We start from the raw sequence: 12,376 nt of genomic DNA, 5'->3' as shown, positions 1-12,376 counted from the left end.
ATTTCTTGGAACAGCTATCTATTCTTGTACTTCTTCTACTTTTACCAAGTGACTAACAGTGTTAACCATGCCGCGGACAGCTGGGCTATCGTTCAAAACAACTGCTTGACGAATCTTCTTAAGACCGAAAGACTCAACCGTTGCACGTTGTTTCTCGTTGCGACCGATTAAACTGCGAACGAGGGTGATTTGCAATTTTGCCATCTTATTTCCCTCCTTAGCGTAACAGCTCTTCGACTGTTTTTCCACGAAGCTTAGCAACTTCTTCCACGCGTTTAAGACGGGAAAGACCTTCAAGCGTTGCATTAACCATATTCATGGAGTTCGAAGAACCTAGCGATTTCGTCAAGATGTCGCCGACACCAGCAAGTTCAAGAACTGCACGAACTGGGCCGCCAGCGATAACGCCAGTACCTTCTGAAGCTGGCTTCAAAAGAACTTCACCTGCACCGAAATGTCCGAGTACAAGATGGGGAATAGTCGTGCCAACGATTGGTACGTGGATCAGGTTTTTCTTAGCATCTTCAATACCTTTGCGGATTGCATCAGGTACTTCGCCTGCTTTACCGATCCCTGCGCCAACGTAGCCTTTACCGTCGCCGACTACTACTAGTGCACTAAAGCTGAAACGGCGTCCGCCTTTTACAACTTTAGATACGCGATTGATATTAACAACTTTTTCAGTCAGTTCTAACGTATTTGGATCTACACGCAAGTCGTTTAACCTCCTTATAAATAAAGTCGATTAGAATTCTAGGCCAGCTTCACGAGCTGCTGTAGCAAGTGCCTGAATTCTGCCGTGATACAAGTAACCGCCGCGATCAAATACTACTTGGGTTACACCCTTAGCTTGAGCGCGTTTCGCAATCAATTCTCCGACTTTGCTAGCTGCATCGATGTTACCACCGTTGCCAATTGCTTCAGTCAATTCTTTATCCTGTGTGGATGCAGAAACGATTGTTACTCCTGAAACATCGTCGATTAATTGAGCATACATATGCTTGGAGGAACGGAATACAGATAGACGCGGACGTGCAGCTGTACCGTTAATTTTTTTACGAACACGAAGGTGTCTTTTCAGACGAGCCTTGTTTTTGTCGCCTTTCGTAATCATACAAAGTTCACTCCTTTCTTTCAGCCTTAAGACGCTATCTTAAGCAAACGAACCGTTTGCTTATTTTTTCTTACCAGCTTTACCTTCTTTGCGGATGATGCGTTCGCCTTCATACTTGATACCTTTACCTTTATACGGTTCTGGTTCACGTACTGAACGAATTTTCGCTGCAGTTGCGCCAACTAGTTCTTTATCGATACCACGAACAGTAATCTTAGTGTTCGCAGGAACGTCAAACTCGATGCCGCTATCTGGAGTGATCTCAACTGGGTGAGAGTAACCAACGTTAAGTGTGATTTTGTCTCCAGTTTTGCTTGCACGGTAACCTACGCCAACTAGCTCCAAGTTTTTGGAGAAGCCTTCAGTAACGCCGCTCACCATGTTAGCGATGATGCTGCGAGTTGTTCCGTGCAACGAGCGATGCAATTTATTATCGGAAGGACGTTCTACTAGGATTTCAGTTTCAGTTACATTCACAACCATATCTTTGTGAATTTCACGGGAAAGTGAGCCTTTCGGTCCTTTTACAGTAATAACTGTGTTGTCCAAGCTGATTGTTACGCCGTTAGGCACTTGGATTGGTTTGCGACCAATACGGGACATTGTTACACCTCCTATCTTTGTGACTTGTTACTTACCAAACGTAGCAAACTACTTCGCCGCCAGATTTAACTTGGCGAGCTTCTTTATCAGTCATAATCCCTTTGGAAGTGGAAATAATTGCAATTCCAAGTCCACCGAGTACACGAGGGATTTCAGTTGATTGTGTATAAACGCGAAGGCCTGGTTTTGAAATACGTTTCAAGCCAGTAATAACGCGTTCTTGGTTAGGGCCGTATTTCAAGAAAATACGGATAATCCCTTGTTTGTTGTCTTCGATATATTCAGCGTCGCGGATAAAACCCTCGCGCTTCAAAATCTCAGCGATTTGCTTCTTCATTTTCGAAGCGGGCATTTCCACGGTCTCGTGACGAACGACATTCGCGTTACGAATACGCGTCAACATATCTGCAACCGGATCAGACATAACCATTGTGTTAACCTCCTTCCCAAACTAGGCTGATTACCAGCTTGCTTTTTTAACGCCAGGAATCTGGCCCTTATGTGCTAACTCACGGAAACAAATCCGGCAAACTTTAAACTTTTGCAAAACAGAATGCGGACGGCCGCAACGCTCACAGCGCGTATACGCGCGCACTTTAAATTTCGGTGTGCGTTGTTGCTTCACTTYCATCGAAGTTTTTGCCACTGGGTATTACACCTCCTAAAAGTGGATTACTTCGTAAACGGCATGCCCATTTGGGTCAGCAGTTCACGAGATTCTTCGTCCGTTTTTGCCGTCGTGACGATGACGATGTCCATACCGCGCACTTTATCGACTTTGTCGTACTCGATCTCTGGGAATATCAATTGCTCTTTCAAACCAAGCGTATAGTTACCGCGGCCATCAAAAGCTTTGTTTGATACACCGCGGAAGTCACGTACACGCGGAAGAGAAATGTTGAACAGTTTATCAAGGAAATGGTACATGCGCTCACCGCGCAAAGTAACTTTAACCCCGATTGGCATGTTCTCACGAAGCTTAAAGCCTGCAATAGACTTCTTCGCACGAGTAACGACTGGTTTTTGACCGGAAATGATACGTAGTTCTTCAACAGCTACATCAAGGATTTTCGAATTGGAAACCGCTTCGCCTACCCCCATGTTGATAACTACCTTCTCAATTTTCGGCACTTGCATAACAGACGTATAGTTGAACTTCTGCATAAGAGCAGGAGTTATTTCGTTTAAGAAACGACCTTTCAATCTTGCTGCCATTGATCATGGACCTCCTTTCCTACCGTAACGATTAGTCGATTACTTCTCCGGAACGTTTCGCGATCCGAACTTTCTTGCCGTTGTCTAGCACTTTGTATCCGATACGTGTTACTTTACCGCTCTTCGGATCGATATGCATAACGTTTGATACGTGAATTGGTGCTTCTTGTTCGATAATACCGCCCTGTGGGTTAGCTTGTGATGGACGAGTATGTTTCTTAACAGTATTTACACCTTCTACAAGAACGCGATTTTCACGCGGGTATGCAGCGATAACGCGGCCCTTCTTACCTTTATCTTTACCGGTAATTACGATAACCGTATCGTCTTTTTTCACGTGCAATTTGTTGTTATGGGATTCGAGTACTTTTTTCAGCCTTGGCATGAGTTACACCTCCTGCACGCTTGTGCTTTCAAGCTTATATAGGTTGTTAGATTACTTCTGGAGCAAGCGATACGATTTTCATGAAATCTCTATCGCGAAGTTCACGGGCAACTGGTCCAAAGATACGTGTGCCACGTGGGCTTTTGTCTTCTTTAACGATAACAGCTGCGTTTTCGTCAAATGCGATGTACGAACCGTCTTTACGACGAACCGAACGTTTTGTACGAACGATAACCGCTTTAACAACGTCACCCTTTTTGACAACGCCGCCTGGTGTTGCTTGTTTTACTGAGCAAACGATCAAATCGCCGATGTGTCCAACGCGACGTCCCGTTCCACCAAGTACACGGATACACATCAATTGTTTTGCGCCAGAGTTGTCAGCAACCGCTAAGCGCGAAAATGGTTGAATCATTTCAACGTCCTCCTTTCGGAAAAATGCTCAGATACTGCATACGCTCATTAGATAATAACAGCAACTTCAACAACTTCCACAAGTCTGAAGCGCTTATCTTTCGATAGCGGACGAGTCTCCATGATTTTCACGATGTCGCCAATCTTCGCTTGGTTATTTTCATCGTGCGCTTTAAATTTTTTCGTAACTTTAATGCGTTTATGGTACAATTCGTGTTTTTTATATGTTTCAATAGCAACTACGATTGTTTTATCCATCTTGTCGCTTACCACTTTGCCAATTAACACTTTGCGGGCATTGCGTTCGCTCATGTTCTTCCTCCTTCCTTCAGCCATGATTATGCATTCATGTAAGGGATTTACTAGCTGCTAATTCCGAGTTCTCTTTCACGCAAAATCGTTTTAGCACGAGCGATTCCTTTACGCACATCACGGATCCGAGTCGGGTTATCCAATTGGCCAGTAGCCAGTTGGAAACGAAGATTGAAAAGCTCTTCTTTAAAACCAGCGACCTGTTGTTCAAGCTCAGCAGAGGTTAGGTTTCTAAATTCACTAGCTTTCATTTGCTTCACCACCCACTTCTTCACGCTTCACGAATTTAGTCTTGATTGGCAATTTATGAGCCGCAAGACGCATCGCTTCACGAGCGGTTTCTTCGGATACACCAGCAAGTTCAAACAGGATTTTACCTGGTTTAACTACGGCTACCCATTTCTCAACGTTACCTTTACCACTACCCATACGCACTTCAAGAGGCTTTTGAGTAATTGGTTTTGCAGGGAAAATCTTGATCCAAACTTTACCGCCACGTTTAATGTAGCGAGTCATAGCGATACGAGCCGCTTCAATCTGACGGTTTGTGATCCATGATGGTTCTAGAGCTTGTAGACCGAATTCACCGAATGCTACTGTAGTGCCGCCTTTAGCGCGACCCTTCATATGACCGCGTTGTTGTTTGCGGTGTTTGACACGTTTAGGTACCAACATGATTAGTTGCCTCCTTCCTGGGGAGCTTTCTTCTTAATCGGAAGGACTTCGCCGCGATAGATCCATACTTTTACGCCGATACGGCCGTATGTTGTAGCCGCTTCAGCCGTGCCATAATCGATATCTGCACGTAGTGTATGAAGTGGTACTGTTCCTTCGCTGTAGCCTTCCGAACGTGCGATTTCCGCGCCACCGAGACGACCGCTAACTGCGGTTTTGATCCCTTTAGCACCTGAACGCATGGAGCGTTGAATTGCTTGCTTCAATGCGCGACGGAAAGATACACGACGCTCAAGTTGTTGTGCAATGCTTTCAGCTACAAGAATAGCGTCAAGATCTGCATGTTTGATTTCAGAAATGTTGATGTGAACTTTTTTGCCTTTAGAAATTTTACCAAGCTCAGTACGTAGGTTTTCTACCTCTGAACCGCCTTTACCAATAACCATACCTGGTTTTGCGGTTTGAATCGTAACGTTCACGCGGTTAGCTGCACGTTCGATCTCGATGTGAGAAACTGCTGCGTCTTTCAGCTTGTTTTTCAAATATTCACGGATTTTAACGTCTTCCATAAGAAGATCGCCGAAATCTTTGCCAGCGAACCATTTGGACTCCCAATCACGGATAACACCGACCCGGAAGCCTATTGGATTTACCTTTTGACCCACACGTATTCCCTCCTTATTTTTCAGATACCACCAAGGTAATGTGGCTGGTTCTTTTATTGATCCGGCTTGCGCGACCCATCGCACGTGGACGGAAACGTTTCATCGTTGGCCCTTGGTTAACAAAGGCTTGCGAGATAACCAATTTGTTCACGTCAAGCTGGTAGTTATGCTCAGCGTTAGCAATCGCAGAGTTCAACAGCTTCTCYAAAATTGGGGATGCAGACTTAGGCGTGTGACGCAAAATCGCGATTGCTTCGCCAACTTGTTTACCGCGAATCAAATCCGCAACAAGCTGTGCTTTACGAGGTGCAATACGAATATATTTAGCGTGCGCTTTAGCTTCTGGCATGTAGGAACCTCCTCTCGTTCAGTTAGAGATGTTTAAGGGCAAATTAACGTCTGCCCGTTTTTTTGTCTTCACCGGCATGGCCTTTATACGTACGAGTTGGTGCAAATTCACCAAGCTTGTGTCCAACCATATCTTCCGTTACATATACAGGCACGTGCTTGCGTCCGTCATATACCGCAAACGTGTGACCTATGAATTGTGGGAAAATGGTCGAGCGGCGGGACCAGGTTTTGATAACGACCTTTTTCTCAGCTTCGTTCAATACCTCGACTTTTTTAAGCAGGTATCCGTCAATAAACGGACCTTTCTTTAAACTGCGACCCATTTGTGTTCCTCCCTTCAAATAAGCGGTAGCGATACTTTCGTATCACGCGGTTTTTATCAAGCAGCTATTATTTCGTGCGACGACGAATAATGTATTGGCTTGATGCTTTTTTCTTCTTACGTGTTTTGTAACCAAGAGTTGGTTTACCCCATGGTGACAACGGAGATTTACGTCCGATTGGAGCACGGCCTTCACCACCACCGTGTGGGTGATCGTTAGGGTTCATGACAACACCACGTACAGTTGGACGATTGCCTAACCAACGGTTACGGCCGGCTTTACCGATTTTCACGAGTTCGTGATCTTCGTTACCAACAGAACCAATTGTTGCACGGCAAGTGTTCAAGATACGACGAACTTCACCTGAAGACAAACGAACGGATACATAGTTTTCTTCTTTACCAAGAAGTTGAGCACTAGTACCAGCTGCACGAACAAGTTGTCCGCCTTTGCCTKGTTTCAATTCGATGTTGTGGATAACTGTACCGACAGGGATATTAACAAGCGGCATTGCATTGCCGGGTTTAATATCAGAGCCTACTCCAGATACCACTTGATCTCCAACTTTCAAGCCTTTAGGAGCGATGATATATGCTTTTGCACCATCAACATAATGGATCAAAGCGATGTTGGAAGAACGGTTTGGATCATACTCGATCGTAGCTACGTTACCAACGATACCGTCTTTAGTACGTTTGAAGTCGATGATACGGTATTTACGTTTGTGTCCGCCGCCATGGTGACGAACCGTAATTTTACCTTGGTTGTTGCGTCCAGCTTTTTTGAAAAGCGGAGCAAGCAACGATTTCTCCGGTGTACTTGTCGTGATCTCTTCGAAAGTCGAGACCGACATGTTACGACGTGCAGGAGAGGTCGGTTTGTACTTTTTAATAGGCACTTTGATTTCCTCCTTTTCTAAACAGACGTTTCAAAGAATTCAAGTTCTTTGCTATCAGCGCTCAATTGAACGATGGCTTTTTTCCAATCCGGTCTGTATCCGCTATGTTTACCATAACGTTTCGGTTTACCCGCAACACGCATTGTGTTAACGCCGGTTACTTTTACTTTAAAGATTGATTCAATCGCAAGTTTGATTTCAGTTTTGTTTGAACGAAGATCAACTTCGAAAACATACTTTTTATCAACCATGTAATCGCTCGTACGTTCCGTGATAACCGGGCGCTTGATAATATCGCGTGGATTTTTCATTACGCAAGCACCTCCTGTACTTTCTCTACTGCTTCTTTAGTGATGATAAGGTTGTCATGCACCAAAACATCCAGAACATTGATGCCGTCAGCTGCAACGAACTTCACACCTGGGATGTTACGAGCAGACAATGCTACGTTATCTTCATAATTAGCCGTTACTACAAGAGCTTTGCGGCCAACTTTAAGGTTGCTTAGAATTGCTGCGAATTCTTTCGTCTTAGGAGCTGCAAATGTCAGTTGATCCAAAACGATAATCTCGTTTGCAATCACTTTCGAAGACAATGCTGATTTAATCGCTAGACGACGAACTTTCTTAGGAAGTTTGAAGCCATAAGAGCGTGGAGTAGGTCCGAAAACCACACCGCCGCCAACCCATTGCGGGGAGCGAATACTACCTTGACGAGCACGGCCAGTACCTTTTTGTTTCCAAGGTTTACGACCGCCACCGCGTACTTCGGAGCGTCCTTTAGTTTTGTGATTGCCGAAGCGTTCAGATGCTTGTTGATTAACAACAGCACTGTGCAAAACGTGAACATTTGGTTGAATTCCGAAAACCGTTTCAGCCAGTTCAAGTTCGCCCACTTGCGCGCCACTCACGTTATATACTGTTACTTTTGGCATTTCCTGTTCCTCCTTTCTTTAAGATCAATTATTTCTTAACAGTTTGCTTAACTTTTACGAATCCGTTTTTCGGGCCCGGAATCGAACCTTTTATTAGAAGAACGTTACGTTCTACATCTACACGGATAACTTCAAGCTTTTGAATCGTAATTGTTTCGTGACCCATATGTCCTGGAAGGCGTTTGCCTTTCGGTACACGGTTCGCTTGGATAGAACCCATCGAACCTGGTCCACGGTGGTAACGGGAACCGTGAGACATAGGACCCGTGCTTTGTCCCCAACGTTTGATAACGCCGGCAAAGCCTTTACCTTTTGAAATACCTGTTACGTCAACGAATTCGCCTTCTGTGAATAGGTCAGCTTTAACTTCTTGGCCAACTTCATAATCACCTAGATTAATTCCGCGAATTTCACGAACGTAGCGCTTAGGTGTTGTGTTAGCTTTTTTAGCGTGACCAGCTTCTGGCTTGTTCGATCTGCTCTCCTTCTTATCGGAGAAACCGAATTGAACTGCTTCGTAGCCATCGTTTTCTTGGTCTTTCTTTTGAAGTACTACGCAAGGTCCAGCTTCGATAACCGTTACAGGAACGACATTACCTTCAGCAGTAAACACTTGAGTCATACCAAGTTTTTTTCCTAAGATACCTTTCATGTTGACACCTCATTTCCTTTCTATAATCGCATATGCTGATATTACAGTTTGATTTCGATATCTACACCGGATGGTAAATCCAGGCGCATCAACGCATCAACCGTTTGCGGCGTTGGGTTTACAATGTCGATCAAACGCTTATGAGTGCGTTGTTCGAATTGCTCCCTAGAATCCTTGTACTTGTGTACCGCACGGAGAATGGTGATGATTTGCTTTTCCGTTGGCAACGGAATCGGCCCGGATACGCCTGCACCGGAACGTTTTGCAGTTTCAACGATTTTCTCTGCGGATTGATCAAGAATCCTGTGATCGTATGCTTTCAAGCGGATACGAATCTTTTGCTTTGCCATATAAGTCCCTCCTTCTTTCGCCCAATTTATTATCGGACATACTCCGTGAGAAAACCCTGCACATGCCCCATGGCAAAGGGGCCGGGTGTGTCGGCAACCTCTCACATCATCGCAACGTCAGACCAACAGTCAATATTATACCGAATCTAATAGGCAAATGCAACATAAAGTTTCTTCTTTCTTTTTACCGTCATACAACTGCGGAAAGATCGTCAATAATGCATTGTAATCTATCCTTACATTCGCCCATTATGTCCCTTATTACAAGTATTTAGAACACTATCATTATAATAACGGACTTAATGGGCGCTATATGATTATATACATCATCCGGATGAAAATACACCACCAAATAACGCCAACCTTCACATTTACATAAAAAACACGCAGCGACCACATGTCGCTGCGTGTTTTCCTTCTATAATAACAGAGTTGAAGTGAAGTATCCGCAGGCTCTGATTCTACTTGTTTAGAAGGTGCAGGCAGCTATGACTTTTCTAACAGAGCTGCACACTCTCCATCCAACACTTCATATTCAGAGTTATAACGCCCTAACCAAGTACGATACGATCATCCGCAAGTTTCTTTCCGCTTATCAACTCAAACTCGCCTAGCAGTTGCTGTACGGTAAGATCCTTTTTGCGTTCTTCTGGTACATCAAGTATAATCCGGCCTTTGTCCATCATAATAAGTCGATTCCCAAGACGTATGGCCTGCTCCATATTATGAGTAACCATAAGAGTGGTCAAATTCATCTCGCGAACTAGGTTTTCCGTTAAAGTCGTAATGAGCTCTGCTCTAGAAGGATCAAGCGCTGCCGTATGTTCATCAAGCAATAAGATTTGCGGCCTTGTAAAGGTAGCCATCAATAGGCTTAACGCTTGGCGTTCTCCACCTGACAATAAACCAACCTTTGCGCCAAGTCGATTTTCGAGACCTATACCGAGGCGCTGCAGCTCTTTCTTAAAAATGGCACGTTTTGCGCGTGTTACGCCAAAGGAAAAACCACGTGACTTTCCACGAGCATACGCTATCGCCAAATTCTCTTCTATAGACATACGCGGCGCTGTTCCTGCCATCGGATCCTGAAATACTCGGCCAATCCAGCGGCTGCGCTCATATTCCGATAGATGACTTATATTGTTGCCGTCAATTCGCACTTCGCCCGCGTCCGGCTTCATCACGCCGGATATAATGTTCATTAATGTAGATTTGCCTGCTCCGTTACTACCGATAACCGTAATAAAATCGCCTGGCTTCATAATCAGATTGGCACCTACGAGCGCTGTCTTCTCATCAACGGTACCAGGATTAAACAGCTTGGACACTTTAGCGATCTCCAACATTAGCGTCCACCTCCAGGTTGAATAATATCCAAGGATGCCAGCATTTCTGCCGTTCGTCTTTTGGCTATATTCTTTTGCTTCCATGTTCTTCTTATCGTAGGTATAATCAATGCAAAAATGATAATTACTGCTGTAATAAGCTTCATATCAGAAGCATCCAACCATTCAACACGTAGTGCAAATGCATATATAATTCGATAAATAATCGAACCAAGTATAACAGCCAAAGTTGCTCTAAAGATTGTGCGGGATCCGAATATCGCTTCACCAATAATTACGGATGCAAGACCAATAACGATCATACCAATACCCATGCTATTATCCGCATATTTATTGTAATGTGCGACTAATGCACCTGAGGTCGCAACTAGTGAATTCGACAAAGCCACGCCAAAAATCGTCGTAACATCTGTATTTGCGCCAAAGCTGCGAATCATCCGAGAGTTATCCCCAGTTGCGCGAAGACTTAATCCCAGATCCGTACGGAAAAATAGATCGAGAACCAACTTAACCACAACGACAAAAATGATCATAACAACTAATGTGGATACATTACTAAATAGGTTTTCCTGTCCCCTTAAGGAAACGTTTGGTTTTCCCAAAATTCTTAAATTGATTGAATACAGTGCTATCATCATAATAATGCCTGACAATAGTCCGTTTATTTTACCCTTTGTATGCAGTAAGCCAGTACATGTACCCGCTATAGCCCCACCTGCAAATGCGCATAATACAGCAATCCATGGAGCTGTTCCATTAACCGTCATAACCGTACCGATAGCTGCGCCTGTAGTAAAGCTGCCATCAACCGTCAAATCCGGAAAATCAAGAATTCGAAACGTAATATATACTCCAAGTGCCATAAGCGCATACAATAATCCACTCTCTAAAGCTCCCTGCATTGATACGAGCATATGACATACCTCCTTTTTCATAACAAGGGGGTGAACGAGTAGCCCGGTCACCCCTTTTGAACTTATGAGCCTATTATTTTTAGCAAGTGAATTTTAATTTACTCGATAATGTTGTTTGCTTGATCTTTAACGAATGCTTTCATCTCGTCAGTAACTGTAATGCCTTGCTCAGCTGCTGCTTTCAAGTTGAAAATGAAGTCAAGCTTTTGTGGCACTGTAACATCCATGTCTGCTGGTTTTTTACCATTTTTCAAAATCTCTACTGCCATTTGACCAACTTCATAACCATGGTCATAATATTTGAAGCCTACTGCCGCAAAAGCACCTTTTTCTACCGTATCGCGGTCAGCAGAGAAGAATGGAATATCATTTTTATTAGCCACATCAATAATAGCATCAACGCCGCTTACAACCATATTATCCAAAGTGATGTAGATAGCTTCTACACGACCAACTAGAGATTCTGCCGCTTGTTTAACATCTGAAGAGTTCGCTACTGAAGCTTTAACGAGCTTAATGCCATGTTCAGCAAGTGCCTTTTCAGCAATGTCGCCCATTACAACCGCATTTGGTTCTCCTTCATTAATAACAAGGCCCACATTTTTTACATTAGGAAATTGAGCTGCGATAAAATCCATCGTTTGTTTAATGGCATCTGGATTCGTATCAGAAGCACCAGTAACATTTCCTCCTGGAGCTTTCAATTGTGTAACGATTCCTGCATCAATCGGATCTGTGACTGCAGCGAATAATACAGGGATGTCTTTGACTTCATCAGCCAAGCTTTGTGCAGTCGGAGTTGCAATTCCTAATGCAAGGTCACTTTTACTTGATTTAATCTTTTGTGCAATTGTAGCAATATTCGCTTGCTCACCTTGCGCATTATTGAAGTCGATTTTAAGGTTTTTGCCTTCTTCAAATCCACCATCTTTTAGTGCTGCAATAAAGCCTTCGCGCGTTGCATCCAATGATGGGTGCTCAACAATTTGTGAGATCGCGATCGTATACTGTTTCTCACTGTTGCCTGAACCCGATTTATTTCCTTCGTTCTCTGTACCTGCTTTACCTGAGTTTGCACCACATGCTGCTGTTACTACCATAACTGAAGCTAATACCAAGCTAAGTAAAAATTTTCTGTTCATTCTTCAAACCCCTCTCATCATATAAATTCTCTTGTAATGAAGCCGTTTGCAAAAAAAATGTACAGCAAAGCATTATCGCTTTC

23 protein-coding genes are annotated in these 12,376 nt (G+C 43.8%); all 23 read right to left on the bottom strand.

Going from position 1 to position 12,376, the window contains the following annotated elements; all coding sequences use genetic code 11:
* Positions 1-18 precede the first annotated feature (18 nt).
* The 23 genes from rpmD to AB4Z17_RS11225 all read right to left on the bottom strand — a co-directional run bounded on the left by rpmD (position 19) and on the right by AB4Z17_RS11225 (position 12,293).
* Entirely contained in the window at positions 19-204 is a 186-nt protein-coding gene (rpmD, locus tag AB4Z17_RS11335) for a 50S ribosomal protein L30 (RefSeq protein WP_076271422.1), read from the bottom strand.
* Positions 205-217: 13 nt separating this feature from the next.
* Positions 218-715: a 30S ribosomal protein S5 gene (gene rpsE, locus AB4Z17_RS11330; RefSeq protein WP_054025314.1), complete on the bottom strand. Its 498-nt coding sequence runs from the start codon at positions 713-715 to the stop codon at positions 218-220.
* 30 nt (positions 716-745) lie between these two features.
* On the bottom strand, positions 746-1,114 hold the full coding sequence (rplR, locus tag AB4Z17_RS11325) for a 50S ribosomal protein L18 (protein ID WP_054025315.1): 369 nt from the start codon (positions 1,112-1,114) through the stop codon (positions 746-748).
* A 60-nt stretch (positions 1,115-1,174) separates the two neighbouring features.
* The gene (rplF, locus tag AB4Z17_RS11320) at positions 1,175-1,717 is read right to left on the bottom strand and encodes a 50S ribosomal protein L6 (RefSeq protein ID WP_076271423.1); all 543 of its coding nucleotides are present in this window, start codon (positions 1,715-1,717) and stop codon (positions 1,175-1,177) included.
* Between the two features lie 31 nt (positions 1,718-1,748).
* A complete protein-coding gene (gene rpsH / locus AB4Z17_RS11315) occupies positions 1,749-2,147 on the bottom strand; it encodes a 30S ribosomal protein S8 (protein WP_053373909.1) in 399 nt (132 codons plus the stop codon).
* Between the two features lie 30 nt (positions 2,148-2,177).
* Positions 2,178-2,363 (bottom strand): type Z 30S ribosomal protein S14, encoded by a 186-nt coding sequence (locus AB4Z17_RS11310; RefSeq protein WP_441959800.1) that lies wholly within the window; start codon positions 2,361-2,363, stop codon positions 2,178-2,180.
* A 26-nt stretch (positions 2,364-2,389) separates the two neighbouring features.
* Positions 2,390-2,932, bottom strand: a complete 543-nt coding sequence (gene rplE, locus AB4Z17_RS11305) for a 50S ribosomal protein L5 (protein WP_053373908.1) — start codon at positions 2,930-2,932, stop codon at positions 2,390-2,392.
* 31 nt (positions 2,933-2,963) lie between these two features.
* A complete protein-coding gene (gene rplX, locus AB4Z17_RS11300; protein WP_076271424.1) occupies positions 2,964-3,317 on the bottom strand; it encodes a 50S ribosomal protein L24 in 354 nt (117 codons plus the stop codon).
* Positions 3,318-3,363: 46 nt separating this feature from the next.
* Positions 3,364-3,732 (bottom strand): 50S ribosomal protein L14, encoded by a 369-nt coding sequence (gene rplN / locus AB4Z17_RS11295; protein WP_076271425.1) that lies wholly within the window; start codon positions 3,730-3,732, stop codon positions 3,364-3,366.
* A gap of 47 nt (positions 3,733-3,779) precedes the next feature.
* Positions 3,780-4,043, bottom strand: a complete 264-nt coding sequence (gene rpsQ, locus AB4Z17_RS11290) for a 30S ribosomal protein S17 (RefSeq protein WP_076271426.1) — start codon at positions 4,041-4,043, stop codon at positions 3,780-3,782.
* Between the two features lie 50 nt (positions 4,044-4,093).
* Entirely contained in the window at positions 4,094-4,294 is a 201-nt protein-coding gene (rpmC, locus tag AB4Z17_RS11285) for a 50S ribosomal protein L29 (RefSeq protein ID WP_053373905.1), read from the bottom strand.
* Positions 4,284-4,718 carry a 50S ribosomal protein L16 gene (gene rplP / locus AB4Z17_RS11280; protein ID WP_028609647.1) on the bottom strand — a complete coding sequence of 145 codons (435 nt, stop codon included), beginning with the start codon at positions 4,716-4,718 and terminating at the stop codon, positions 4,284-4,286. The genes rpmC and rplP overlap by 11 nt, the downstream gene beginning before the upstream one ends.
* A gap of 2 nt (positions 4,719-4,720) precedes the next feature.
* Positions 4,721-5,383 carry a 30S ribosomal protein S3 gene (gene rpsC / locus AB4Z17_RS11275; protein ID WP_054025321.1) on the bottom strand — a complete coding sequence of 221 codons (663 nt, stop codon included), beginning with the start codon at positions 5,381-5,383 and terminating at the stop codon, positions 4,721-4,723.
* 13 nt (positions 5,384-5,396) lie between these two features.
* Positions 5,397-5,732 carry a 50S ribosomal protein L22 gene (gene rplV / locus AB4Z17_RS11270; protein ID WP_076271427.1) on the bottom strand — a complete coding sequence of 112 codons (336 nt, stop codon included), beginning with the start codon at positions 5,730-5,732 and terminating at the stop codon, positions 5,397-5,399.
* Positions 5,733-5,775: 43 nt separating this feature from the next.
* Positions 5,776-6,057 carry a 30S ribosomal protein S19 gene (gene rpsS / locus AB4Z17_RS11265; protein ID WP_053373902.1) on the bottom strand — a complete coding sequence of 94 codons (282 nt, stop codon included), beginning with the start codon at positions 6,055-6,057 and terminating at the stop codon, positions 5,776-5,778.
* Positions 6,058-6,124: 67 nt separating this feature from the next.
* A complete protein-coding gene (rplB, locus tag AB4Z17_RS11260; RefSeq protein ID WP_441959798.1) occupies positions 6,125-6,955 on the bottom strand; it encodes a 50S ribosomal protein L2 in 831 nt (276 codons plus the stop codon).
* Between the two features lie 17 nt (positions 6,956-6,972).
* Positions 6,973-7,266, bottom strand: a complete 294-nt coding sequence (gene rplW / locus AB4Z17_RS11255; protein WP_054025324.1) for a 50S ribosomal protein L23 — start codon at positions 7,264-7,266, stop codon at positions 6,973-6,975.
* Entirely contained in the window at positions 7,266-7,889 is a 624-nt protein-coding gene (gene rplD, locus AB4Z17_RS11250) for a 50S ribosomal protein L4 (RefSeq protein ID WP_053373899.1), read from the bottom strand. The genes rplW and rplD overlap by 1 nt, the downstream gene beginning before the upstream one ends.
* Positions 7,890-7,917: 28 nt before the next feature.
* Positions 7,918-8,541 (bottom strand): 50S ribosomal protein L3, encoded by a 624-nt coding sequence (rplC, locus tag AB4Z17_RS11245; RefSeq protein ID WP_076271429.1) that lies wholly within the window; start codon positions 8,539-8,541, stop codon positions 7,918-7,920.
* 41 nt (positions 8,542-8,582) lie between these two features.
* Positions 8,583-8,891, bottom strand: coding sequence for a 30S ribosomal protein S10 (gene rpsJ, locus AB4Z17_RS11240; RefSeq protein ID WP_017692074.1), 309 nt, complete (start codon positions 8,889-8,891; stop codon positions 8,583-8,585).
* A 551-nt stretch (positions 8,892-9,442) separates the two neighbouring features.
* On the bottom strand, positions 9,443-10,237 hold the full coding sequence (locus AB4Z17_RS11235; RefSeq protein ID WP_076271430.1) for an ABC transporter ATP-binding protein: 795 nt from the start codon (positions 10,235-10,237) through the stop codon (positions 9,443-9,445).
* Positions 10,237-11,151, bottom strand: a complete 915-nt coding sequence (locus tag AB4Z17_RS11230) for an ABC transporter permease (RefSeq protein ID WP_441959796.1) — start codon at positions 11,149-11,151, stop codon at positions 10,237-10,239. The genes AB4Z17_RS11235 and AB4Z17_RS11230 overlap by 1 nt, the downstream gene beginning before the upstream one ends.
* Before the next feature lie 98 nt (positions 11,152-11,249).
* Complete coding sequence (locus AB4Z17_RS11225; protein ID WP_441959794.1) at positions 11,250-12,293, bottom strand: ABC transporter substrate-binding protein; 1,044 nt, start codon at positions 12,291-12,293, stop codon at positions 11,250-11,252.
* Positions 12,294-12,376 lie beyond the last annotated feature (83 nt).

Origin of the sequence: Paenibacillus sp. TAF43_2, assembly GCF_052113545.1 — a bacterium.
Lineage (GTDB): Bacteria > Bacillota > Bacilli > Paenibacillales > Paenibacillaceae > Pristimantibacillus.
Note: the sequence above shows the minus strand (reverse complement) of the source record. Positions and strands in the feature narration are given on the sequence as shown.

Bases quoted from the DNA above. Each gene is read 5' to 3' on its own strand.
- rpmD (WP_076271422.1), bottom strand. From the start codon at position 204: ATGGCAAAATTGCAAATCACCCTCGTTCGCAGTTTAATCGGTCGCAAC.
- rplR (WP_054025315.1), bottom strand. From the start codon at position 1,114: ATGATTACGAAAGGCGACAAAAACAAGGCTCGTCTGAAAAGACACCTT.
- rplF (WP_076271423.1), bottom strand. From the start codon at position 1,717: ATGTCCCGTATTGGTCGCAAACCAATCCAAGTGCCTAACGGCGTAACA.
- rpsH (WP_053373909.1), bottom strand. From the start codon at position 2,147: ATGGTTATGTCTGATCCGGTTGCAGATATGTTGACGCGTATTCGTAAC.
- rplE (WP_053373908.1), bottom strand. From the start codon at position 2,932: ATGGCAGCAAGATTGAAAGGTCGTTTCTTAAACGAAATAACTCCTGCT.
- rplX (WP_076271424.1), bottom strand. From the start codon at position 3,317: ATGCCAAGGCTGAAAAAAGTACTCGAATCCCATAACAACAAATTGCAC.
- rplN (WP_076271425.1), bottom strand. From the start codon at position 3,732: ATGATTCAACCATTTTCGCGCTTAGCGGTTGCTGACAACTCTGGCGCA.
- rpsQ (WP_076271426.1), bottom strand. From the start codon at position 4,043: ATGAGCGAACGCAATGCCCGCAAAGTGTTAATTGGCAAAGTGGTAAGC.
- rpmC (WP_053373905.1), bottom strand. From the start codon at position 4,294: ATGAAAGCTAGTGAATTTAGAAACCTAACCTCTGCTGAGCTTGAACAA.
- rplP (WP_028609647.1), bottom strand. From the start codon at position 4,718: ATGTTGGTACCTAAACGTGTCAAACACCGCAAACAACAACGCGGTCAT.
- rpsS (WP_053373902.1), bottom strand. From the start codon at position 6,057: ATGGGTCGCAGTTTAAAGAAAGGTCCGTTTATTGACGGATACCTGCTT.
- rplW (WP_054025324.1), bottom strand. From the start codon at position 7,266: ATGAAAAATCCACGCGATATTATCAAGCGCCCGGTTATCACGGAACGT.
- rplD (WP_053373899.1), bottom strand. From the start codon at position 7,889: ATGCCAAAAGTAACAGTATATAACGTGAGTGGCGCGCAAGTGGGCGAA.
- rplC (WP_076271429.1), bottom strand. From the start codon at position 8,541: ATGAAAGGTATCTTAGGAAAAAAACTTGGTATGACTCAAGTGTTTACT.
- rpsJ (WP_017692074.1), bottom strand. From the start codon at position 8,891: ATGGCAAAGCAAAAGATTCGTATCCGCTTGAAAGCATACGATCACAGG.
- AB4Z17_RS11235 (WP_076271430.1), bottom strand. From the start codon at position 10,237: ATGTTGGAGATCGCTAAAGTGTCCAAGCTGTTTAATCCTGGTACCGTT.
- AB4Z17_RS11230 (WP_441959796.1), bottom strand. From the start codon at position 11,151: ATGCTCGTATCAATGCAGGGAGCTTTAGAGAGTGGATTATTGTATGCG.
- AB4Z17_RS11225 (WP_441959794.1), bottom strand. From the start codon at position 12,293: ATGAACAGAAAATTTTTACTTAGCTTGGTATTAGCTTCAGTTATGGTA.